At 75.2% G+C, this 20823-nt stretch carries 22 protein-coding genes and 2 pseudogenes; 7 read left to right on the top strand and 17 right to left on the bottom strand.

From position 1 onward, the window contains the following. Nucleotides 1–68: 68 nt before the first annotated feature. The 3 genes and pseudogenes from ACI79O_RS13000 to ACI79O_RS12990 all read right to left on the bottom strand — a co-directional run. Nucleotides 69–503: pseudogene (locus ACI79O_RS13000) on the bottom strand (helix-turn-helix domain-containing protein); the annotation flags it as partial. 25 nt (nt 504–528) lie between these two features. Then, nucleotides 529–834: pseudogene (locus ACI79O_RS12995) on the bottom strand (helix-turn-helix domain-containing protein); the annotation flags it as partial. Nucleotides 835–843: 9 nt separating this feature from the next. After that, nucleotides 844–975, bottom strand: coding sequence for a hypothetical protein (locus ACI79O_RS12990; protein ID WP_456889206.1), 132 nt, complete (start codon nt 973–975; stop codon nt 844–846). 94 nt (nt 976–1069) lie between these two features. Between ACI79O_RS12990 and ACI79O_RS12985 the strand changes: the two genes are divergently transcribed. Together ACI79O_RS12985 and ACI79O_RS12980 are read left to right on the top strand one after the other, a co-directional pair. Then, entirely contained in the window at nt 1070–1918 is an 849-nt protein-coding gene (locus tag ACI79O_RS12985; RefSeq protein WP_456914344.1) for an NmrA family NAD(P)-binding protein, read from the top strand. 32 nt (nt 1919–1950) lie between these two features. After that, nucleotides 1951–3300 carry a hypothetical protein gene (locus ACI79O_RS12980; protein WP_456914343.1) on the top strand — a complete coding sequence of 450 codons (1350 nt, stop codon included), beginning with the start codon at nt 1951–1953 and terminating at the stop codon, nt 3298–3300. 15 nt (nt 3301–3315) lie between these two features. Here ACI79O_RS12980 and ACI79O_RS12975 read toward each other — a convergent pair whose 3' ends face one another. From ACI79O_RS12975 to ACI79O_RS12960, 4 genes are read right to left on the bottom strand one after another with little or no spacing between them, the layout of a single operon-like run. Continuing rightward, nucleotides 3316–4071, bottom strand: coding sequence for a succinate dehydrogenase/fumarate reductase iron-sulfur subunit (locus tag ACI79O_RS12975; RefSeq protein WP_456874115.1), 756 nt, complete (start codon nt 4069–4071; stop codon nt 3316–3318). Beyond that, nucleotides 4068–5870, bottom strand: coding sequence for a fumarate reductase/succinate dehydrogenase flavoprotein subunit (locus ACI79O_RS12970; protein WP_456889212.1), 1803 nt, complete (start codon nt 5868–5870; stop codon nt 4068–4070). Before ACI79O_RS12970 ends, ACI79O_RS12975 begins: the two co-directional genes overlap by 4 nt. Continuing rightward, nucleotides 5870–6700, bottom strand: a complete 831-nt coding sequence (locus ACI79O_RS12965; protein WP_456874113.1) for a hypothetical protein — start codon at nt 6698–6700, stop codon at nt 5870–5872. The genes ACI79O_RS12970 and ACI79O_RS12965 overlap by 1 nt, the downstream gene beginning before the upstream one ends. After that, the gene (locus ACI79O_RS12960; RefSeq protein ID WP_456874112.1) at nt 6697–6948 is read right to left on the bottom strand and encodes a hypothetical protein; all 252 of its coding nucleotides are present in this window, start codon (nt 6946–6948) and stop codon (nt 6697–6699) included. Before ACI79O_RS12960 ends, ACI79O_RS12965 begins: the two co-directional genes overlap by 4 nt. 216 nt (nt 6949–7164) lie before the next feature. On the opposite strand from ACI79O_RS12960, the gene ACI79O_RS12955 reads away from it, so the two are divergent. Together ACI79O_RS12955 and ACI79O_RS12950 are read left to right on the top strand one after the other, a co-directional pair. Continuing rightward, nucleotides 7165–7386, top strand: coding sequence for a hypothetical protein (locus ACI79O_RS12955; RefSeq protein WP_456889214.1), 222 nt, complete (start codon nt 7165–7167; stop codon nt 7384–7386). Nucleotides 7387–7468: 82 nt separating this feature from the next. Beyond that, nucleotides 7469–8230 carry a dihydrodipicolinate synthase family protein gene (locus ACI79O_RS12950; RefSeq protein WP_456889215.1) on the top strand — a complete coding sequence of 254 codons (762 nt, stop codon included), beginning with the start codon at nt 7469–7471 and terminating at the stop codon, nt 8228–8230. Nucleotides 8231–8236: 6 nt separating this feature from the next. Here the strand turns inward: ACI79O_RS12950 and ACI79O_RS12945 are convergent, their stop codons facing one another. Then, on the bottom strand, nt 8237–9955 hold the full coding sequence (locus ACI79O_RS12945) for a dihydroxy-acid dehydratase (protein ID WP_456914342.1): 1719 nt from the start codon (nt 9953–9955) through the stop codon (nt 8237–8239). Nucleotides 9956–9984: 29 nt separating this feature from the next. On the opposite strand from ACI79O_RS12945, the gene ACI79O_RS12940 reads away from it, so the two are divergent. Then, complete coding sequence (locus tag ACI79O_RS12940; protein WP_456914341.1) at nt 9985–11019, top strand: zinc-dependent alcohol dehydrogenase; 1035 nt, start codon at nt 9985–9987, stop codon at nt 11017–11019. Between the two features lie 345 nt (nt 11020–11364). Here ACI79O_RS12940 and ACI79O_RS12935 read toward each other — a convergent pair whose 3' ends face one another. Next, nucleotides 11365–11934 (bottom strand): hypothetical protein, encoded by a 570-nt coding sequence (locus ACI79O_RS12935; RefSeq protein WP_456889222.1) that lies wholly within the window; start codon nt 11932–11934, stop codon nt 11365–11367. A 52-nt stretch (nt 11935–11986) separates the two neighbouring features. Continuing rightward, entirely contained in the window at nt 11987–12568 is a 582-nt protein-coding gene (locus ACI79O_RS12930; RefSeq protein ID WP_456914340.1) for a helix-turn-helix domain-containing protein, read from the bottom strand. 59 nt (nt 12569–12627) lie between these two features. Between ACI79O_RS12930 and ACI79O_RS12925 the strand changes: the two genes are divergently transcribed. Further along, nucleotides 12628–14226 carry an FAD-dependent oxidoreductase gene (locus ACI79O_RS12925; RefSeq protein WP_456914338.1) on the top strand — a complete coding sequence of 533 codons (1599 nt, stop codon included), beginning with the start codon at nt 12628–12630 and terminating at the stop codon, nt 14224–14226. Here the strand turns inward: ACI79O_RS12925 and ACI79O_RS12920 are convergent. After that, complete coding sequence (locus tag ACI79O_RS12920; protein WP_456889227.1) at nt 14196–14984, bottom strand: esterase/lipase family protein; 789 nt, start codon at nt 14982–14984, stop codon at nt 14196–14198. The genes ACI79O_RS12925 and ACI79O_RS12920 overlap by 31 nt on opposite strands. Nucleotides 14985–15225: 241 nt before the next feature. On the opposite strand from ACI79O_RS12920, the gene ACI79O_RS12915 reads away from it, so the two are divergent. Next, nucleotides 15226–15489 (top strand): hypothetical protein, encoded by a 264-nt coding sequence (locus ACI79O_RS12915; RefSeq protein ID WP_456889229.1) that lies wholly within the window; start codon nt 15226–15228, stop codon nt 15487–15489. Nucleotides 15490–15572: 83 nt separating this feature from the next. Here the strand turns inward: ACI79O_RS12915 and ACI79O_RS12910 are convergent, their stop codons facing one another. The 6 genes from ACI79O_RS12910 to ACI79O_RS12885 all read right to left on the bottom strand — a co-directional run bounded on the left by ACI79O_RS12910 (nt 15573) and on the right by ACI79O_RS12885 (nt 20771). Then, a complete protein-coding gene (locus ACI79O_RS12910; protein ID WP_456889230.1) occupies nt 15573–15863 on the bottom strand; it encodes a phosphatase RsbU N-terminal domain-containing protein in 291 nt (96 codons plus the stop codon). Next, a complete protein-coding gene (locus ACI79O_RS12905) occupies nt 15860–16264 on the bottom strand; it encodes an STAS domain-containing protein (RefSeq protein ID WP_456889232.1) in 405 nt (134 codons plus the stop codon). The genes ACI79O_RS12910 and ACI79O_RS12905 overlap by 4 nt, the downstream gene beginning before the upstream one ends. Continuing rightward, nucleotides 16261–17163: an STAS domain-containing protein gene (locus tag ACI79O_RS12900; protein ID WP_456889234.1), complete on the bottom strand. Its 903-nt coding sequence runs from the start codon at nt 17161–17163 to the stop codon at nt 16261–16263. The genes ACI79O_RS12905 and ACI79O_RS12900 overlap by 4 nt, the downstream gene beginning before the upstream one ends. Beyond that, nucleotides 17160–18188: a sigma-70 family RNA polymerase sigma factor gene (locus ACI79O_RS12895; RefSeq protein WP_456914337.1), complete on the bottom strand. Its 1029-nt coding sequence runs from the start codon at nt 18186–18188 to the stop codon at nt 17160–17162. Before ACI79O_RS12895 ends, ACI79O_RS12900 begins: the two co-directional genes overlap by 4 nt. A 118-nt stretch (nt 18189–18306) precedes the next feature. After that, nucleotides 18307–19329 carry an acetamidase/formamidase family protein gene (locus ACI79O_RS12890; RefSeq protein WP_456889240.1) on the bottom strand — a complete coding sequence of 341 codons (1023 nt, stop codon included), beginning with the start codon at nt 19327–19329 and terminating at the stop codon, nt 18307–18309. Beyond that, nucleotides 19326–20771, bottom strand: a complete 1446-nt coding sequence (locus ACI79O_RS12885) for an APC family permease (RefSeq protein ID WP_456889244.1) — start codon at nt 20769–20771, stop codon at nt 19326–19328. Before ACI79O_RS12885 ends, ACI79O_RS12890 begins: the two co-directional genes overlap by 4 nt. Nucleotides 20772–20823: the final 52 nt, after the last annotated feature.

Below are 20823 nucleotides of genomic sequence, written 5' to 3'. Positions count from 1 at the left end.
GCTCGTGCTCTGCACACCGGTGTGGGCAGAGCACGAGCGCGCGCGGGGGTGACCGGCCGGGGCGGTGGTCAGCCGCTGATCCGCTTGTAGGGGTCCGGCGGCGCGGCGCCGCCGGCCACGATCGCCGCCGACCAGGCGTCCAGCTGCCGGGTCAGCTCCGGCAGGTCGGGCCCGATGGCGGCGAGGACCGGTTCCATCGCGGCCTCGGTCCGCGCCTCGACGTCGTCGCGCAGCCGCCGTCCCTCCTCGGTGAGCCGGTCGTCGGCGACCAGCCCGCGCCCCTGCAGGTCGGCGTCGGCCTCGGCCATCGCCTCCGCCGACCAGCCGCGCGTCCCGGCGTAGGCAGTGTGTTCCCAGCCGACCCAGTACTCGGTGAGCAGGTTCATCTCGACCGCGGTGAGCCCGGCGGCCAGGTTGGCTGCCTGGTGGGTGTCGCCGCGGAACTCCCGCAGCAGCGTCGCCGCGTGCCACAACTGCCCGAGCGGGGTCGGCGGGCCAGGGCAGCGAGAGCTGGCCGGCGAACAGCGGGCGGCCCACGACGTGCGGGGCGGCCGCCTCGGTGCCGCGGCGCAGGGCGGCGAGCGCCCCGGCGACGTCGGCGCCGGGCAGCAGCTCGCGCAGCGACTCCACCACGCCCTCCTCCCGGGCCGCGAGCACGGCGGCGCGGCCGGCGGTAGCCTGCGCCTGCTCGTACCAGCCGGTGAGGACGCCGGGCTCGAAGACGCCGAAGGCGGCGACGGCCACCGGGGCGGCCGGCTCGCCCATCGGGGCGGCGCGGCCCCAGACGTAGCCGGTGAGGAAGTCCAGGCCCAGCGCGGCGAGCCGGCCGTTCACCGGCCTGCCTCACCAGCTGATGGTCGCGATCGGCTCGGCGGCATCGCGCAGCCGCCGGCCGGGGGTGTCGGGGATCCCCGTGGTGGGGCGCTCTGTCTCGAGCGGGGTGAGGAACAGCTGCTGCGCCTGCGCGTAGTCCACCCGGGCATGGTGCGCGCGGGACGCCGTCGCGGGAAGGCCGCACCGGACGCGGTGGTTGTCGGGCGCATCCGGCCCCGACCCGTCAGGAGCTCCCATGACCCTCGCCGTCACCGGCTCGACCGGGCAGCTGGGCGGGCGGGTCGCCCGCCGGCTCGCCGACGCCGGCGTCGCCCAGCGGCTGCTGGTCCGCGATCCCGACCGCGCGCCGCGGCTGCCCGGCGCGACCGCCGTCCGCGCGCCCTACGCCGACGGCGACGCGGTCCGCACCGCCCTCGAGGGCGCCTCGACGGTGCTCATGGTGTCGGCGTCGGAGACCCCCGACCGGGTCGACCAGCACCGCAGCTTCGTCGACGCCGCCGTCGCCGCCGGGGTGGCCCACCTGGTCTACGTCTCCTTCCTCGGCGCGGCGCCGGACGCCACCTTCACCCTCGCCCGCGACCACTGGGCCACCGAGGAGCACGTGCGCGGCCACGGCCTGACCGCCACGTTCCTGCGCGACTCCCTCTACGCCGACTTCACCCCCCGGCTGGTGGGGGAGGACGGCGTGGTCCGCGGCCCGGCCGGGGACGGGCGGGTGGCGGTGGTGGCCCAGGACGACGTCGCCGACGTCGCGGCGGCCGTGCTGCGCGACCCGGCCGCGCACGCCGGCGCGACGTACGACCTCACCGGCCCGGAGGCGCTCACCCTGACCGAGGTGGCCGGGGTGCTCACCGCCGTCACGGGCCGGCCGGTCCGGTACCACGCCGAGACGGTCGAGGAGGCCTACGCCTCGCGCGCCTCCTACGGGGCGCCGGACTGGCAGGTCGAGGCGTGGGTATCCACCTACACCGCGGTCGCGGCGGGCGAGCTGGCCGCCGTCAGCAGCGCCGTCCCCGACCTGCTCGGCCGCCCGGCGACGACGCTCGAGCAGGTGCTGCGCGGACCGGCGGTCCCCGCCGGGTGAGTCGAGCCCGGCCACACGGGTAGACGACGCCCGTGCGCCTGCCCGGTCCCTCGGACCTCCTCGACCTGCCCTGGACGCTCGCCGACTCCGTCCGCAGCCTCAGCGCGGCCCTGCCGCGCGCCGAGACGCTGCTGCCGGTGGCCGACGACGTCCTCCGCCGCGCCCGCGCGCTGCTCGACGGCGCCGCGCCCGCGGTGGCCCGCGCGGCCGCGGTCGGGCCCGAGGCCGTGGAGGCGGCCGCCGGGGTGGTGCAGCGCCTGGCCGCGACGCTGACCCCCGAGCGGATCGCGACCCTGGGCGCGGTCGTCGACCGGCTGGGCGCCGCCCTGGCACCCGACCGCGTCGAGGCGCTGACCCGCACGGTGGACACCCTCCGCGCCCGGGCCGACGTCGTGCCGCGCGCCCTCGACGCCGTCGACGGCCTGCTGTCCTCGGGGCGGCTGGACCGGCTCGCCGACGGGCTCGACCGGCTCCTGGCGGCCGACCTGCTGCCCCGGCTGGACCGGGCGCTGGACCTGGTGGGCGACGAGCGCCTGCAGCGGGCGCTGGACCTCCTGGCCGACGGGCGCACCGAGCGGGCGCTCGAGCTGGCCGCCGACGACCGGGTCGGGGTGGCCCTCCACCTGGCCGCCGACCCGCGCGTCGGTCGGCTGCTCGACCTGGTCGCCGACGACCGGATCGGCCGGGCTCTCGACCTCGCCACGGACGCCCGGACCGGGCGGGCCCTCGACGTCGTCACCGACGACCGGGTGGACCGGACGCTGGCCATCCTGACCGGCGACCGGGTGGAGCAGGCCCTGGAGCTGGCGGCCGACGATCGGGTCCGGGCGCTGCTCGACCTCGCCGCCGACGAGCGGGCGCGCCGGCTGCTCGGCCGGCTCGACCGGTTGCTGTCCGACCAGCACCTCGACGACGCCGAGGAACTGCTCGACGGCGGTCAGGCGGCAGCGGCCCTCGACCTGCTCGCCCGGCTCGACCGCGAGCTGACCGACGACGCGGTCCGCGCCCTCCGCACGCTGCTCGACCGCACGCCGGCCCTGCTCACCGACGACCGGACCGCGGCGCTGGCCGCGCTCGCCGACCAGGTGCCGCGCCTGCTCCGCGGGCTGGAGTCCGGGCACCTGCCGAGCGTCACCGACCTCGGGCGGGTGCCGACGGACCTGCACGCCCTGCTCGAGCTCCTCGACGACCTCCACCAGGTGGTGTCGGGGCTGCCCGGCGCCGGCCGCGCCCGCGACCGCGGCGACGACCCGCACCCGCAGGTCGAGGACCCCCGGCCGCCCGACGACGACCCGGCGCCGTCCGGGGACGCGCCGCCGGCCGTCGTGGACCCGGTCGAGGACGTCCGGCCGGTGGCCGTGGCGCCGCAGCCGGGGGCCTGACCGCGGCGCCCGGGATCAGTCCCGCGGTCGCCGGCCGATCCGGGAGCCGAGCCAGGTGATCGGGTCGAACCGGCGGTCGACCACACGCTCCTTGAGCGGGATGATCCCGTTGTCGGTCAGGTGGATGCCTTCCGGGCACACCTCGGTGCAGCACTTGGTGATGTTGCAGTAGCCGAGGCCGAACTCCTCCTGCGCGGCGTTCCTGCGGTCGGTGGTGTCCAGCGGGTGCATGTCCAGCTCGGCCAGCCGGATGAGGAACCGCGGGCCGGCGAAGGCGCGCTTGTTCTCCTCGTGGTCGCGGATGACGTGGCAGGTGTTCTGGCAGAGGTAGCACTCGATGCACTTGCGGAACTCCTGCGAGCGCTCGACGTCGACCTGCTGCATCCGGTGGGTGCCGTCGGCCTCGCGCGGGCGCGGGGCGAACGCCGGGATCTGCGCGGCCTTCTCGTAGTTGTAGGAGACGTCGGTGACCAGGTCGCGGACCACCGGGAAGGTCCGCATCGGCGTGACCGTCACCGTCTCGTCCTCGGCGAACGTGCTCATCCGCGTCATGCACATGAGCCGGGGCCGCCCGTTGATCTCCGCGCTGCACGAGCCGCACTTGCCGGCCTTGCAGTTCCACCGGACGGCGAGGTCGCCGGCCTGGGTGGACTGCAGCCGGTGGATGACGTCGAGGACGACCTCACCCTCGTTGACCGGCACGGTGAACGTCTGCAGGTCGCCCCCGGTGGCGTCCCCGCGCCACACCCGGAACGTCGCGTCGTAGGTCACGCCGAGCCCTCCTCGAAGATCTCGGCGAGCTCCCGCGGCATCTGGGGGAGCGGTTGCCGGGTCAGCGCGACGCCGCTGTCGGGACCGAGCGCGCAGACGAGGTTCGTCCGCGCCCACTCGGCGTCGGTGGCGGGGAAGTCGTCACGGGTGTGCCCGCCGCGGCTCTCCTGCCTCGCCAGCGCCGCCCGGGCGATGCACTCGCTGACCAGCAGCATGTGCGGCAGGTCCAGCGCGAGGTGCCAGCCGGGGTTGTACTGCCGGTGGCCCTCGACCGATAGCCTCGCGACCCGCTCCTTGAGCGCGGCGATCCGCTCCAGCGCCTGCTCCATCTCCGGCGCCGTCCGGATGATCCCGACCAGGTCGTGCATCGTCTGCTGCAGGTCGTGCTGCACGGTGTAGGGGTTCTCGCCGCCCTCCCGCTCGAAGGGGGCCAGCGCCGCGCGGGCCGCGTCGGCGAGCGCGTCGTCGGCGAGCAGCCCGCGGGTGTGCTCGCGCTTGGCGGCGTGCTCGGCCGCGGCCAGCCCGGCCCGCCGGCCGAAGACGAGCAGGTCCGACAGCGAGTTGCCGCCCAGCCGGTTGGACCCGTGCATGCCCCCGGCCACCTCGCCCGCGGCGAACAGGCCGGGCACGCGCGCCGCCTCGGTGTCCGGCTCGACCTCCACCCCGCCCATCACGTAGTGGCAGGTGGGGCCGACCTCCATCGGCTCGGCGGTGATGTCGACCTCGGCCAGCTCCTTGAACTGGTGGTACATCGACGGCAGCCGCTTGCGGATGTACTCCGCCGACCGGCGCGAGGCGATGTCGAGGAAGACGCCGCCGTGCGGGGTCCCGCGGCCGGCCTTCACCTCGCTGTTGATCGCCCGGGCGACCTCGTCACGGGGCAGCAGCTCCGGCGGCCGCCGGTTGTTCTTCTTGTCGTCGTACCAGCGGTCGGCCTCGTCCTCGGTCTCCGCCGTCTCCTTGCGGAAGAAGTCGGGGATGTAGTCGAACATGAAGCGGTTGCCGGCCGAGTTCCGCAGCACGCCGCCGTCGCCGCGCACGCTCTCGGTCACGAGGATGCCGCGCACCGACGGCGGCCAGACCATCCCGGTCGGGTGGAACTGGACGAACTCCATGTTCACCAGCGTCGCGCCGGCCTGGAGCGCGAGGGAGTGGCCGTCGCCGGTGTACTCCCACGAGTTCGAGGTGACCTTGTAGGACTTGCCGATCCCGCCCGTGGCCAGCACCACCGACGGCGCCTGCCAGGCCACGAAGCGCCCGGACTCCCGCCAGTAGCCGAACGCGCCGGTGATGCCGTCGTCGTCGGTGAGCAGCCGGGTGACCGTGCACTCCATGTAGACGTCGATGCCGAGGGCGACCGTGCGCTGCTGCAGGGTGCGGATCAGCTCGAGCCCGGTGCGGTCACCGACGTGGGCCAGCCGCGCGTACCGGTGGCCGCCGAAGTCGCGCTGGCTGATCAGCCCGTCGGCCGTCCGGTCGAACAGCGCACCCCAGTCCTCGAGCTCGCGGACCCGGTCGGGGGCCTCCTGCGCGTGCAGCTGGGCCATGCGCCAGTGGTTGAGCATCTTCCCGCCGCGCATGGTGTCGCGGAAGTGCACCCGCCAGTTGTCCTCGGGGTAGAGGTTGGCCATCGCCGCGGCGATCCCGCCCTCGGCCATCACCGTGTGCGCCTTGCCCAGCAGGGACTTGCAGACGACGGCGGTGCGCGCCCCGCTCTCGTGGGCCTCGATCGCGGCCCGCAGACCCGCGCCTCCCGCCCCGACGACGACGACGTCGTACTCGTGCTTCTCGAGCTCCATCAGAAGAACCTCGGGTCGGAGATCGTGCCGGTGGCCAGGAGGAAGACGTAGAAGTCGGCGAACGCGACGGTGAACAGCGAGATCCAGGCGTACTGCATGTGCTTGCCGTTGAGCCGGGAGACCAGCGTCCAGGCCCGGTAGCGCAGCGGGTGCCTCGAGAAGGAGTTCAGCCGGCCGCCGACGATGTGCCGGCAGGAGTGGCAGGAGACCGAGTACAGGAAGAGCATCACCGCGTTGACCAGCAGGATGAGCGTGCCGAGCCCCATGTGGCCCCACTCGCCGGTCTCGTCCCGGAACCCGCGGAACGCCTCGTAGAAGAGGATCACGTTGAACAGCAGCGCCGCGTACAGGAAGTACCGGTGCACGTTCTGCCCGATGAGCGGGAGCCGGGTCTCGCCGGTGTAGCGGCGGTGCGGCTCGGCCACCGCGCAGGCCGGCGGGGACAGCCAGAACGAGCGGTAGTAGGCCTTCCGGTAGTAGTAGCAGGTCAGCCGGATCCCCAGGGGCAGCACGAGGATGTAGATGGCGGGGGAGATCCAGGCCGGGCCGGTGAAGAACTCGGGGAAGCTGTCGCCCTCGCACCGGGTGGTGATGCACGGCGAGTAGAACGGCGAGATGTAGGGCGAGGCGTAGTAGTAGGCGTTCTGGAAGGCGCGGAACGTCGAGTAGGCGATGAACAGCAGCAGCACGACGACGGTGACCAGCGGCTGGACCCACCACCGGTCGGTGCGCAGGGTGCGCGCCGCGATCGTCGCCCGCCGCGGCGCCGGGCCCCCGTCGCCGCGTCCCGCCGACACCGCCCCGGACCCGCGGGGCGCGGTGGTGGTCACCGGCGCGTGCGGCCGGACCCGCCCAGGCCCTCGTCGTCCCCGTCGCCGTACACGATCGCGAACGGCTCGTACGTCCCGCGCGGCCGGGCGCCGCACAGCAGGTCGAGGTCGTCACGCAGCCGGGCGACGTCGACCCGCAGCCGGCGCGAGTCCAGGGTGTCGCCGAAGTGCCTCGTGACGAGGGCGCACGCCCGTTCCAGGGCGTCGACCGCCCCGCGTGCCGCCGTCACGTCCTGCTCCAGGGACATCGCTGCCTCCAGATCGCTCTGACGCCGCCGGGAGGGCGGGGCCGCAGTCCACCACGGACCCGCGCACCGGGGAAAGGGCTGCGCCGGTGGTTCCGCGACCGGCCGGTCTCCCCGCGCGGCGGGGACCCCGAGGTGTCGGCGGCGCCGGGGACGGGCAACCCCCGGGACGTCCCGACAGCTCCGCGCCGGCACCGCCGGGGAACCGGAGGACCAGCCGTGCAGCGAGACCCACGACCGGGCGAGGACGACGTCGACCGCGACGACGCGCAGGCGCTGTCGCGGGCCACCGGCGACGGCGGCGGGGGCGGGCCGGACGCGGACACGACGACGGGGACCGGCACCACCGGCACCTTCGTCGGACGCGTGTCCGGCCAGGACGTCGGCTACGCGGAGGAGACCGGCGCCGAACGGCGGGCGGCCGCCCAGCAGGACGACTGACCGCCGCCCGCCGGTCCGTGCACTTGCGCCGAAGTGCACGGATCGAGACCAGTTCGGCCGACCGCAGGAGCAGGATGCGGGCATGCCCCTGTTCACCGGCGTCGGCGTCGCCCTGGTCACCCTCTTCCGCGAGGACGGGGCGCTGGACGCGCCGGCCACCGCCGACCTGGCGGCGCAGCTGACCGGCCTGGGTGTGCGGTGCGTGCTCGTCGCCGGGACGACGGGGGAGGCGGCCGCCCTGACCGCCGAGGAGCGGGACGTGCTCGTCGGCGCGGTGCGGTCGGCGGTGCCGGCGGAGGTGCCCGTGCTCGCCGGCACCGGCGCGCCCACCGGCCGACAGGCGGCGGAGCTCACCGGGCGCGCCTTCGCCGCGGGTGCGGACGCCGTGCTGGTGCTCTCGCCGGCCGGCGTCCCCGACCCGCGGCCGTACTACGCAGCGGTCGCGGAGGCGGCCAGCGGGCCGCTGCTGGCCTACCACTTCCCGGGAGCCTCCGCGCCCGGGATCCCCGTCGACCTGCTGCCCGACCTGCCGGTGTCCGGGCTCAAGGACTCCTCCGGGGACGCCGGCCGGCTGCTGCTCGAGCGCGACGTCCTCGCCGGCGACCTCTTCACGGGCGCGGCGACCCTGGTCGGCCTGTGCACCGCGATCGGAGCGGCCGGCGCGCTGGTGGCGGCCGCCAACCTCGCCCCCGAGGAGTGCACCGCGGCTGCCGGCGGCGACTGGGAGGCGCAGGTCCGGCTCGCCGCCCTCGACCGCGGGGCGTCGGCCGACTTCCCGGCGGGCTACAAGCGGGCGGCCGCGGAGCGCTTCGGCACCTCGGTGGTCACCCGGGTGGGCGGCTGAGCGCGCTCAGTGGGACTCCCGGCCCACCGTCGACCCGCTCGAGCCGACGAGGAAGTCCAGGTCCGCGCCGGTGTCGGCCTGCAGCACGTGGTCGACGTAGAGCCGCTCCCAGCCGCGCCGGGGGGCGGCGAACCCGGCGACGGTCGCCTCGGCCGGCCGGCGCCGCGCCAGTTCGCCGTCCGGGACCTCGACGTCGATCCGCCGGGCCGCGACGTCGAGCGCGATGACGTCGCCGGTGCGCACGAGGGCCAGCGGGCCGCCGGCGGCCGCCTCCGGGGCGACGTGCAGGACGACGGTGCCGTAGGCGGTGCCGCTCATCCGGCCGTCGCACACCCGCACCACGTCGCGCACCCCCTGCTCCAGCAGCTTCCGCGGGAGCGGCATGTTCGAGACCTCGGGCATGCCGGGGTAGCCCCTCGGGCCGCAGCCGCGCAGGACGAGCACGGAGTCGGCGTCGACGTCGAGGTCGGGGTCGTCGACGCGGGAGTGGAAGTCCTCGATGGAGTCGAAGACCACGGCCCGGCCGCGGTGCCGCATCAGGTGCGGCGAGGCGGCGGCCGGCTTGATGACGGCGCCGGAGGGCGCGAGGTTCCCGCGCAGGACGGCGATGCCCCCGTGCTCGAGCAGCGGCTCCCCGCGGGGCCGGATCACCTGCGGGTCCCAGATCGCGGCGCCGTCGAGGGCGTCGACCAGCGGCGTTCCGGTGACGGTGAGCGCGGTCGGGTCGAGCAGGTCGCGGACCTGGCCCAGCACGGCGAGCAGGCCGCCGGCGCGGTGGAGGTCCTCCATGAGGAACCGCCCGGCCGGCAGCAGGTCGACCAGCACCGGCACGCCCGAGCCGATGCGGTCGAAGTCGTCGAGGGTCAGGTCGATCCCCAGCCGGCCGGCGATGGCCAGCAGGTGGACGACGGCGTTGGTCGACCCGCCGATGGCGGCCAGCGCCACGATGGCGTTGGCGAAGGAGGCCTTCGTCAGGAACGTCGAGGGCCGGCGGTCGGCGGCCACCATCTCCACCGCCAGCCGGCCGGTCCCGTGCGCGGCCTCCAGCAGGCGGCTGTCCGCGGCGGGGGTGCCGGCGACCCCGGGGACGACGGTGCCCAGCGCCTCGGCGACGAGCGCCATGGTCGAGGCGGTGCCCATCGTGTTGCAGTGCCCGCGGCTGCGGATCATCGCCGACTCCGACCGGGCGAACTCCTCCGCCGACAACGTGCCCGCGCGCACCTCCTCGGAGAGCCGGAAGACGTCGGTGCCGCAGCCCAGTGGCACCCCGCGGAAGGTGCCGGTCAGCATCGGCCCGCCGGGGACGACGACGGCGGGCAGGTCCACCGAGGCCGCGGCCATGAGCAGCGACGGAATCGTCTTGTCGCACCCGCCGAGCAGCACGAGCCCGTCGACGGGGTTGGCGCGGAAGGCCTCCTCCATCTGCATCGCGGCGAGGTTGCGCCAGAGCATCGCCGTGGGGCGGACCTGGGTCTCGCCCAGCCCGAACACCGGCAGCTCCAGCGGGGTGCCGCCGGCGGCGTGGACGCCGTCGCGCACGGCGGCCGCGACCTCGGAGAGGTGGCGGTTGCACGGCACGAGGTCGGAGGCGGTGTTCGCGATGGCGATCTGCGGGCGGCCGAACGCGTCGTCCGGGACGCCGCGGCGCATCCACGCCCGGTGGATGTAGGCGGAGCGGAGGTCCCCGGAGTACCACTGCGCGCTGCGGAGGGTCACGGCCGCCATCCTCACCGCGTGCTGGGACGGTGGTCCAGGTGAGCGCACCGACCATGCGGGCCTTCGTGCTGACCGGGCCGGGCGAGGGGGCGGTGCAGGAGGTCCCCGTCCCGGTCGCTGCGCCCGGCGAGGTGGTCGTCGAGGTGGACCGGGCCGGCGTCTGCGGCACCGACGTCGAGCTGTTCACCGGCGAGCTGTCCTACCTGCACACCGGGCACTCCTCCTACCCCGTGCGACCCGGCCACGAGTGGTGCGGCCGGGTCACCGCGGTGGGCGACGCGGTCGACCCGGCCTGGCTGGGCCGGCGGGTCACGGGGGACACGATGCTCGGCGACCGGGTCTGCCGCCGGTGCCGGCGGGGGCAGCAGCACGTGTGCGAGGACCGGCAGGAGGTGGGCATCCGAGGCGACCGCCCCGGTGCGCTGGCCGAGCAGCTCGCCGTCCCTGCGGAGTCGCTGCACGAGCTGCCCGACTCCGTCGACGCGGCGCTCGGCGCGCTCGTCGAGCCGGGGGGCAACGCCTGGCGGGCGGCGCAGGCCGCCGCGGTCGCCTCCGGCGACCGCGCGCTGGTGATCGGGCCCGGGACGATCGGCCTGCTGACGGCGATGTTCCTCCGTGCGGCGGGCGCCGAGGTGCACCTGCTCGGTATCACCCACTCCTCGCTCGAGTTCGCCCGCGGTCTCGGCTTCCCCGGTGCCTGGACCCGCGACACGCTCCCGGACCTGCCGTTCGACGCCGTCGTCGACGCCTCGACCGCCCCCGGGTCCCCGGCGCTGGCCGTGGACCTGGTCGAGCCCGCCGGGCGCGTCGTGTGCATCGGCCTCGCCGGCACGCCGAGCACCGTCGACACCCGCACGCTGGTGCTCGGGGACGTCACGGCGGTCGGGATCCTCTCGGCGTCCCCCGGCCTGGCCCCCACGATCGCCGCCTATCGGAGCGGGGAGGTCGACCCCCGGCCGCTGGTCGCTGCCACCGTGGGCCTCGATCAGGTGGGCGCGGTGCTCGCGGGCGGCCGCCCTCCGGGCAGCGGCGCCGGGCCCAAGGTCCACGTCGACCCGCGGCTGCCCGCCTGAGCGGGGCGCCCCAGCCCGCTGATCCGTGCACGTCCGCGGATGTGCACGGGGCACTTCCGCGGAAGTGCACGGGGGTCAGACCCGCAGTCGCGTGCACTGCCCGGCGCGTCGGGTCGTGTTCGCTCACCGCGGCGCGTCCTCCCTCACCGCGGCGCGTCCTCCCTCACCGCGGCGCGTCCTCCCTCACCGCGGCGCGTCCTCCCTCACCGCGGCGCGTCCTCCCTCACCGCGGCGCGTCCTCCCTCACCGCAGGGCGTCCTCCCTCACCGCAGTGCGTCCTCCCTCGTGGTGGGCGGTCGGGTAGGACGCCCGACGATCAGGTCACCTGATCGTGGCCACCGCCCCTCACTCGCGGGCGCGCTGCCCCTCGATCGCCTCGAGCACCGTCTTGCGTCCCTTGCCGAGTTCGCGCTCCGCCTGCTCGGCGCGGTCGAGCTGCGACTCGCCGGACATCCGGGCCACCCGTTCCCGCGCCTCCGTCGCGTTCGCATCGACCAGCTCGGCGGCCTTGCGGGCCTCCTTCGCCGCGTCGGTGTTGGCCACGTGCTGCTCGGTGGACCCCCGCTTCCTCGTGTCGGTGGCCCGCTTCTCCTCGTCGGAGAGCAGCTCCCACGCCGCGTCGGGCAGGTACCGCTTCGTCCCGTCCGAGCCGCGCGCCCGGTCGCCGCCGTCGGCGGTGTGCCAGTCCTGCGCGCCCCACTCCTGCAGGTGCCGCTGCGACTCGGTGCGCTCGCCCTCGTGCCGGTAGCCGCCGCCGGCCTTCTCGTACTCGGTGGTGAGCAGCTGGCTCTTGCGGGCGCTCCACTGGCCGGGCCGACCGCCCCGGTCGCCGGCCTTGATCTCCTCCTTGAGCCGCGCGCGCAGCTCCGGGTCGGTGTAGTCCTCGGCGTAGTCCTCGGCCGACTTCCCGCTCATGCCGACGGTGGTACCCCATCCGGCCGTGCCTCACCCGGTGTAGCACCACCGGTCAGCGGCGGGCGGGGGAGGCGCGCACGTGGATGCGCTCCCCCTGCGGGCCGAAGAGGGCGAGCACCTCGGCCGGCCGGTCGTCGGGGTTCCCCAGCCGATGCGGCGTGCGGGTGTCGAACTCGGCCACCTCGCCGGGGGTCAGGGTCACGTCGGCATCGCCGAGCAGCAGCCGCAGCCGCCCGGACAGGACGTAGAGCCACTCCCAGCCCTCATGCGAGCGGAGCTCGCCGGGCTCCCCGCCCCAGCCCGGCGGCAGCACCATCTTGTAGGCCTGCAGCCCGCTCGGGCGCCGGGTGAGTGGCAGGAAGGTGGCGCCGTGCCGGGTGATCGGCCGCAGCCGCACCCGCGGGTCGCCGGTCTCGGGGGCGTCGACGAGCTCGTCGAGCGGCACCTGGTGGGCGCGAGCCAGCGGCAGCAGCAGCTCCAGCGTGGGGCGGCGCTGCCCGGACTCCAGCCGCGACAGCGTCGACACCGAGATGCCGGTGTCCTCCGACAGCTGGGTCAGCGTGGCGCCCCGCCGGCGCCGCAGCTCGCGCAGTCGCGGGCCGACGGCGTCGAGGACGGCGTCCAGGTCGGTCACGTTGCCAGTATGGCAAAGGAACTTGCCTTCCTGGCAGGTCGAGGCGCACCGTCGTCGGCATGGACGAGACGTACGACGTGGTGGTCATCGGCGGGGGTGCGGCCGGCCTCTCCGGTGTCCTCGCCCTGGGACGGGCGCGCCGCTCGGTGGCGGTGGTCGACGACGGGACGCCGCGCAACGCGCCGGCGCACGAGATGCACAACTACCTGGGCCGCGACGGGACCCCGCCCGGTGACCTGCTCGCGGCCGGCCGGGTCGAGGTCGCCGGCTACGGCGGCGTGCTGGTCGAGGGCACGGTCACCGCGGCCGGCGGGTCGGCCGGCGCCTTCACCGTGGAGCTGGCCGGCGACCGGGTGCTGCGCGCGCGCCGGCTGCTGGTCACCACCGGCCTGACCGACGAGCTGCCGGAGGTCCCCGGCGTGCGCGAGCTGTGGGGCACCGACGTCCTGCACTGCCCGTACTGCCACGGCTGGGAGGTGCGCGACCAGCCCGTCGGCGTGGTCGCCACCGGCCCGATGTCGCTGCACCAGGCCCAGCTGTGGCGGCAGTGGAGCGCCGACCTCGTCTTCTTCCTGCACACCGCGCCGGAGCCGGACGACGCCACCGCCGAGGCCCTCGCCGCCCGCGGCATCCGGGTGGTGCGCGGCGAGGTCGCGGCCCTGGAGACCGACGGCGGCCGGCTGACCGGCGTGCGCCTGGCGACCGGGGAGGTCGTGCCGCGCAGCGCCGTCGTCGTCGCCCCGGTGTTCACCGCCCGCTCGGCCGTGCTGACCGGGCTGGGGCTGGAGGCGCAGCCGTTCCGTATGGGCGAGACGGTCGTCGGGTCGCACGTGCCGGTCGACGCGCGCGGGGCCACCGCGGTGCCCGGCGTGTGGGCGGCCGGCAACGTCGCCGACCCCGGCGCCCAGGTCGTCGGTGCCGCGGCCGCGGGGCTGATGGCCGCCGCCGCGCTCAACGCCGACCTCGTCGCCGAGGACACCCGGGCCGCGGTGGAGGTGGTCCGGGCGATGAGCGACCCGGAGTTCGGCGAGCAGTGGTGGGAGGAGCGCTACCGCTCGCACGGGCACGGCGTCTGGAGCGGCCGGGTCAACGACGTGCTGGCCACCGAGGCCGCCGACCTGCCGCCCGGGAGGGCGCTGGACGCCGGGGCCGGCGAGGGCGGGGACGCCGTCTGGCTGGCCCGCCGCGGCTGGGAGGTCACCGCGCTCGACCTCTCCCGCACCGCGCTGGACCGGGCCGCCGCGGCCGCCGCTGAGGCGGGCGTCGCGCTGGAGACCCGCCACGCCGACGTCACCGCATGGGAGCCGGGGGAGGAGCGCTGGGACCTGGTGACCGCGTCGTTCCTGCACTTCCCGCCCGGCACCCGCGACACCGTGCTGCGGCGGCTGGCCGCGGCGGTCGCCCCCGGCGGCACGCTGCTGGTCACCATGCACGACGGCAGCGACTCCTCCCGGGGCATCCAGCGGCCGGGACTGCCGGACTGGTACGCCACCGGCGAGCAGCTGGCCGCGGTCCTCGACGCCGGCGACTGGGAGGTGCAGGTGGCCGAGGCGCGGCCGCGCGAGGCCCGCGGCCACGAGCACGGGTCGGTCCACGCCGCGGACGCGGTCCTGCGGGCCCGGCGGCGTCAGCCGGTGACGTCGTCCTCGCTCGTGTAGAGCAGCCGCAGCCGCGCGGGCGGGGTGAACGGCCGCCAGCCGTCGCGGGTCTGGGCGAGGCGGTCGGCCACCAGCCACAGCACCGCCGGGTCGTGACCCATCCCCAGGTGGCTGGCGTGCACGCCGACGTTCTCCGCGCGCGGGCCGGGCGTCTGCCGGCAGGCCCGCCAGTCGACGACGCCGTCCCACCGCGAGTAGACGGCGGTGCTCGGCACGGGCAGGCCGCCGGCGAGCCCGCCCCGCCCGCGCGGCACCGCGTGCAGGTGCCGGTAGCGGGCGTAGGCGCGGGCGCCGGGGCTGTCGTCGGCGGGGCGGCCGGACATCCCGAACGGCGAGCCGAGGCTGACCACCTGGCGCACCAGGTGCGGGACCCGCAGTGCCAGCCGGCGGGCGTAGATGCCGCCGAGGCTCTGCCCGACGATGCTCACCGGCCCGCCGTGTCGCTCGGCGAGCCGCTCCACCAGCCGGGGTAGCTCGTCGGTGATCTCCTTGGTCGGACCGCGGTTGCGGCCCAGTTCCCAGCCGACCACCGGGTAACCCAGCCCGCGCACCCAGCGGCGGAGGGTGACCGTGGAGACGTCGGAGGCCAGCAGCCCGGGCAGCACCAGGACGCCGTGTGCCTCACCGCGCGGGGCGCCGCGCAGCAGGGGGTAGGCGAGGGCGAGCGCACCGGCGCTGGCGGCGGCGCGCACCGGCTCGGTGGCGGCCAGCAGCGTGCGGCGGCGTCCGGCGGTCCGGGGGTCCGGGGGTCCGGTCACGGGCTCTCCTCCGCAGGCGGCGGTTGCTGTCCGGGTGCCCATACCCGCCCGGACGCCTCCGGACCGTCGCCATGACGTGGCCCCGGTCGCGTTCTCGAGCCTCTTCCGGCTCCGGCCCGCGTCATGCCGGCGGGCCGGCGGGGTCTTCATGCGTGCACGGCCCCCGCGGTGACGACGCCGCACCGGGCCACACACGGAGGAGACGCCGATACCCAGCACGCTCAAGCGTTCCGCCGTCTGCGTGGTCGCCAGTGCCGCCCTCGTCACCGGCAGCGCCGGGATCGCCGGCGCCCAGCCGGTCCAGGACGGCCTCGTCAACGTGGCCGTCGGCGACATCACCATCCTCGAGGACGTCAACGTGGCCGTGGCCGCCCAGGTCGCGGCGCAGGTCTGCGGGCTCACGGTCGGGCTGGTGGCCGTGCTCGGCCGGGCCGTGGACCGCAGTGGCGAGATCACCACCGTCTGCGAGGCGCCGTTCGGGGACGTCGTCTTCGAGCAGGCCTGACCGAGCCGGCGCGGACACCCGTCCGCGCCTCATGAGCCCCCGGCCGGGAGCGAAGCCCCCCGACCCGGCCGGGGGCCCTCTCCTCACCGCGGGCGCAGCAGCGCCCGCTGGGCCATGTCCGACGTCGCCAGCACCTCGCAGAGGAACTCCGACGCGGCGGCGGCGACGTCGGGCAGCTCGCCCGCGGGCGTCTCCCGGAGCACCTCGAGCAGTACCTCGTGGTGCACCCGAGCGACCTCGAGGATCCCCAACCCCCCGGTGACCGCGGCCCGGCCGAGTTCGTAGCCGCGGTTGAGCGAGGCTTCGCTGCGGCGGGCGAGGTGGGCCAGGAAGCCGACGCGGTAGTCGCGGGCGAACCCCTCGACGCCGGTCACACGGCACCACCCCGCGGGGCCGTCAGCGGACGGCGGGCGCCGACGACCCGGTCGAGGAAGGCCAGTCCCTCCTCGAGATCGAGGGCGGTGTGCAGCGGCCCGGTGTCCATGCCCAGCGCCACCATGGCGAAGGCCACGTCCGGCTGGATGCCCACCACCACGGTCACCGCGCCGCGCAGCCTGGCGACCTCGCCGATCGTGCGCAGGGTCCGGGTCCCGAAGGAGTCCAGGACGTCGAGCGCGGCGACGTCGATGACGACTCCCCGTGCCCGGTCGCGGCCGATGCGCTCGACCAGGTCGTCCTGGAACGCGGTCATCTGCGTGTCGTCGAGGGCGGTGTGGATCGACGCGATCAGGTAGGACCCCTGCCGCAGGATCGAGACCAGCCGGGGCCCGGTCACGGGACCGCCGTCCCGTCGTCCCTGCCGCCGCTGTAGCCGAGGAGGCGCTCGGCCTCCTCGAGGCCGCCCTGCAGGTCGCCGATGGTGTCCATCTTGCTGAGGTCCACCCCGATGGTGACCAGGGTCTGGGCGATCTTCGGTGAGAGGCCGGTGATGATGACGCTGGCGCCCATGAGCCGGGAGGCGTCGACGGTCTGCACGAGGTGGTTGGCCACCGACTCGTCGACCTCGGGGACCCCGGTGATGTCGATGACCACCACCCGCGCGCGGTGGGTGCGGATGCCGGTGAGCAGCTGCTCGGTGAGCTGGCGGGCCCGTTCGCTGTCCAGGACGCCGATGATCGGCAGGATGAGCAGCCGCTCGCGCACCGGCAGGACCGGGGTGGACAGCTCGCGCAGCGCGTCCTGCTGCTGCCGGATGACCCGCTCGCGCTCCTCGACGAAGCTGACCGCGACGGTGTTGGCGATGCGGTTGGCGGCCGGCTCGTAGGCGTCGAGCACCCGGTTGAGCAGGCCGAAGTCGCGCTGGTACTTCTCGAAGAGCGACCGGGCGAGCACGTCGCGCAGCAGCAGCACGATGCCGACGACCTCGTGGGTCTCCACGCCGCGCGGGATGATCCGCTCCGAGAGGTCGCGGGCGTAGCGCCGCAGCGCCTCGACGCTGCCGGTCTCGAGCACCTCGACGTAGTTGTCGTAGACCGACGTCGTCTCGGCCGCCATCTCCTGCGGGGTCATCGCGTGCAGCAGGCCGGCCTGCTGGATGCGCTCGGCCCACTCGTGGCGCAGCCGGGTGCGGTGCTCGCGCAGGTGCGCGACGAGCTGGGGGAGCAGCTGGTCCTCGCCGGGGCCCTCGGCCGTGGCCGTGGCCGTGGCCGGAGCTGTTCCCTCGATGCTGCTCATCGCTCACCACACCATCTCGTCATCGTCACCGTCGTACCCCGCCCCACCTCGGAGGCGATCGCGAACTCGTCCATCAGCCGCCGGGCGCCGGGCAGCCCCAGGCCCAGGCCGGCGTAGGTGCTGTAGCCGTCCTGCAGCGCCCGCTCGACGTCGGGGATGCCGGGACCGGCGTCACGGGCGGTCACCTGCACGCCCTTGCGCGGCTCGTCGAGGACCTCGACGACGACCTCGCCCGAACCCGCGAACTTGACGATGTTGCGGGTCACCTCGGAGACCGCCGTGGCGATGAGCGTCAGGTCGGTGGGCGAGAAGCAGCCGAGCCGGCCGGCCATGGCGCGGGCGGCCTGCCGGGCGGCCACGACGTCGGCGTCGCCCTCGATCGGGATGCGGACCTCGTCGTCGCGCTGCGGCGCCCGCTCGAGCAGCGGCCGGCTGAGCCCTGCGCAGACGTCGCACTCGAGCAGGTGCCGCCCGGCGTCGACCTCGCGCTGCCGGCGGCGGTCACCGCTGGAGAGGGCGAACAGGACCGGGCGGCAGCGCTCGGTCGGCGGCTCGGTGCGGTCGCGGGCGAGCAGGTACTCCACCCGCAGCCGGGCCCGCGCGCGGTGCAGCTGCGCGGCGACGGCTCCGGCGGTCGAGCCGAGCTCGGTGGCCAGCGCCCGGGTGTCCCGGCCCGACACCTCGTGCTCGAGGAGCGCCTGCCGGTCGCGCTCGGAGAGCCGGGTCAGCGCCTCGGCGACCGCCGTCCGCTCCTCCGCGGCGAGCAGCTCGCCCTCGGGTGGGTCGGGCGCCCGGAGGTCGACCACGCGGTGCTGGTTGCGCCGCTGCCGGTCCTGCTCCCGCCAGGAGGTGGCGACGACGTTGCGCGCCGTGGCGATGGCGTAGGGCTCGAGCATGCCGGGCTCGACGCGGCCGGAGGCGGCGAGCACGCGGACGAGGGTCTCCTGGACCAGGTCCTCGGCGGCGGTGGCGTCGGCGACGCGGGCCGCCACGATGCGCCGGACCATGGGGATGAGCGAGGCCACGGCATCGGAGCCGCCCAACGGCGACGCACCGACGGACTCCGCGGCCCCCACCCGCGGGACGCTACCGCCGGACGGCCGTCCCGGCGCCTGCTGCGGAGCGCCGGGACGGCCGCCGCGGTCAGCGCTGCGCCAGGTAGGCGGCGGCGGTCTCCCGGAGCCGCTCGTGCACGCCGTCGGCGGCCGGGGCGCCCGGCAGGTACCGCTTGGCCAGCTTGGCCACCATCGTGTAGTTGGTGTCGACGACGTTGCCCGCCGGCGCCAGCCCCGCCTGGCTGACCAGCTGGTAGGCGTCGAGCCGGTCCCAGCCGGTGAGCTCTGCCGCCCACGTCACCAGGTCGTGCTGGCTGACCCGGAACGCGTCCTCGAGCGGCCGGACCGAGCCGGTGGACATGAGGAACTCGTCGGTCTCCAGCCGCGGCCACGCCGGGCCGCCGCCCTTGACCAGGTCGACGACGACCACGGTCCGCATGGCCGCCTCGACGGCGGTGCCGCAGACCTCGCCCTCGCCCTGCCGGCAGTGCCCGTCGCCGATCGCGAGCTGGCCGCCGGGGACGTTGACGCCGAAGTACAGCGTCGTCCCCGCGCGGACCTCGGGGGTGTCCATGTTCCCGCCGTGCGCGCCCGGCGTGATGCTCATGTGCACCTCACCGGCGCCGGGGGCGACGCCGATGGTCCCGTGCATCGGGTCGAGCGGGAGCTCCACCTCCGGCCCGCCGCGGCGCGGCCGGAACAGGCAGGTGCCCCGCTCCCGGTCGACCTCGTAGAGCCACACCAGCTCCTCGAGCGGCTCGTGCAGCATCGCCGTCTGGTGCGTGGTGGTCAGCGCCCCGAAGTGCGGGAAGGTGGTCGACACCGCCCAGTCCCGCACCGGGGCGATGTCGACCAGGTGCACGGCCAGCGTGTCGCCGGGCTCGGCGCCCTCGACGGCGATCGGGCCGGTGACCGGGTTGAGGTAGGGGAACACGCACACCTGGCTGGGCAGGTCGTCGACGCTGCGCACGGCCCCGCCGAAGCAGTCCTCCGTGGCCAGCTCGACCACCGTGCCGGGCGTGACGGTCAGCAGCGGCTCCCCGCCGCCGAACGAGTAGCGCAGCTGTTCGGGTGTCGGCTCCAGCGAGACGACCTCGAGGCTGGCGGTCACAGTCGCTCCTCCGCTCGGATCTCCGGCCGGCGACCGGTGGCGATCAGGACCACCATCAGCACCAGGCCGATCGCCAGCCAGGCGAAGCCCAGCTCCTGGGCCGCCACCTGGGCGTTGTAGACGACATAGGCGAGGATCGCGAACCCGATGACGGGCACCGCGAGGTGCAGCCACCAGTTGCGGCTGCCGTTCTTGACCACGAAGTGCACGACGACCGCGACGTGCAGCAGCAGGAACGCCGACAGGGCGCCGAAGTTGACCAGCGTGGACAGCAGCGTGATCCCGTCCTCCCGGGACTCCATGTACAGGCCCAGCACCAGGGAGATCGCGGCGACCAGCAGCGTGGCGTTGACCGGCACCCGGCGGGTCGGGTGCACCTGCCGCAGGAAGCTGGGCAGCTGCCGGTCACGGGCCATGGCGAACAGCAGCCGCGAGGTGGCCGCCTGGGCGACCAGCGAGTTGGCGAAGCCCCACGCGATCGCCGTTGCCACCGCCGTCAGCGTGCCCAACCAGGCACCGCCGGCCACCTCGGCCGCGTCGTAGAACGCGGTGCCGGCGGCGTCGCCCTCGGCGATGAGGGTGTCGGGGTCGGGCACCAGCAGCGCCGCGACCCAGGTCTGCACGATGAACAGCGTCCCGGCCAGCGCCAGCGCGGCGATCATCGCCTTGCCGATCGAGCGGGCCGACTCCCGGTTCTCCTCGGCCAGGGTCGAGATGCCGTCGAAGCCGAGGAAGCTCAGCACCGCGATCGAGACCGCGCCGAAGACCAGCTCCAGGGAGAACGTGTCGCTGTTGTAGATCGGGGTGAGGTCGAAGCCGCGGCCCTCGCCGGAGGCCAGCGCCACGACGCCGATCACGAGGAAGATCGCGAGCACGATCAGCTCGCCGATCAGCATGATCTTGTTGACCCGCGCGGTGAACTCGATGCCGAAGTAGTTGACGACGGTGTTGAGGACGACGAACCCGATGAGCCACACCCAGACGGGGACCGACGCGATGATCGAGTTCATCGCGATCGCGGCGATCAGGTAGAGCAGGGCGGGGACGAGCACGTAGTCGAGCAGGATCATCCAGCCGGCGATGAAGCCCACAGGCTGGGCGATGCCGCGCCCGGCGTAGGTGTAGACCGAGCCGGCCATCGGGAAGGCCCGCGACATCTGTGAGTAGGACGCCGCGGTGAACGCCATGGCCAGCCCGCCGATGGCGTAGGCCAGGGCCACCATGCCGCCGCTGGCCTGGAAGACGCCGCCGAAGATGCCGAACGGCGCGATCGGGACCATGAAGACCAGGCCGTAGACCAGCAGGTCGGTGAAGCTCAGCGAGCGCTTGAGCTCCTGCCGGTAGCCGAACTCCTCGACACCGGCGGCGCCGGCCGCCGGGACCGCGCCGGCACCGGTGCTCCCGGTGGCGTGCGCGGAGTGGGTGGTGCGGGGGTCGCTCACGACTCCTCCTCTCGGCCGGCTCGGGGCCGGACGCGGGGAGGGTAGGCCCAGT

It is taken from the genome of Geodermatophilus sp. SYSU D00696, assembly GCF_054050235.1.
This window is presented reverse-complemented; position numbering and strand designations above follow the sequence as displayed.

What these genes read in the sequence shown, in the direction of transcription:
- ACI79O_RS12985 (WP_456914344.1), top strand. Translation starts at nt 1,070, where the DNA reads ATGACCCTCGCCGTCACCGGCTCGACCGGGCAGCTGGGCGGGCGGGTC.
- ACI79O_RS12970 (WP_456889212.1), bottom strand. Translation starts at nt 5,870, where the DNA reads ATGGAGCTCGAGAAGCACGAGTACGACGTCGTCGTCGTCGGGGCGGGA.
- ACI79O_RS12960 (WP_456874112.1), bottom strand. Translation starts at nt 6,948, where the DNA reads ATGTCCCTGGAGCAGGACGTGACGGCGGCACGCGGGGCGGTCGACGCC.
- ACI79O_RS12950 (WP_456889215.1), top strand. Translation starts at nt 7,469, where the DNA reads ATGCCCCTGTTCACCGGCGTCGGCGTCGCCCTGGTCACCCTCTTCCGC.
- ACI79O_RS12945 (WP_456914342.1), bottom strand. Translation starts at nt 9,955, where the DNA reads ATGGCGGCCGTGACCCTCCGCAGCGCGCAGTGGTACTCCGGGGACCTC.
- ACI79O_RS12935 (WP_456889222.1), bottom strand. Translation starts at nt 11,934, where the DNA reads ATGAGCGGGAAGTCGGCCGAGGACTACGCCGAGGACTACACCGACCCG.
- ACI79O_RS12925 (WP_456914338.1), top strand. Translation starts at nt 12,628, where the DNA reads ATGGACGAGACGTACGACGTGGTGGTCATCGGCGGGGGTGCGGCCGGC.
- ACI79O_RS12900 (WP_456889234.1), bottom strand. Translation starts at nt 17,163, where the DNA reads ATGAGCAGCATCGAGGGAACAGCTCCGGCCACGGCCACGGCCACGGCC.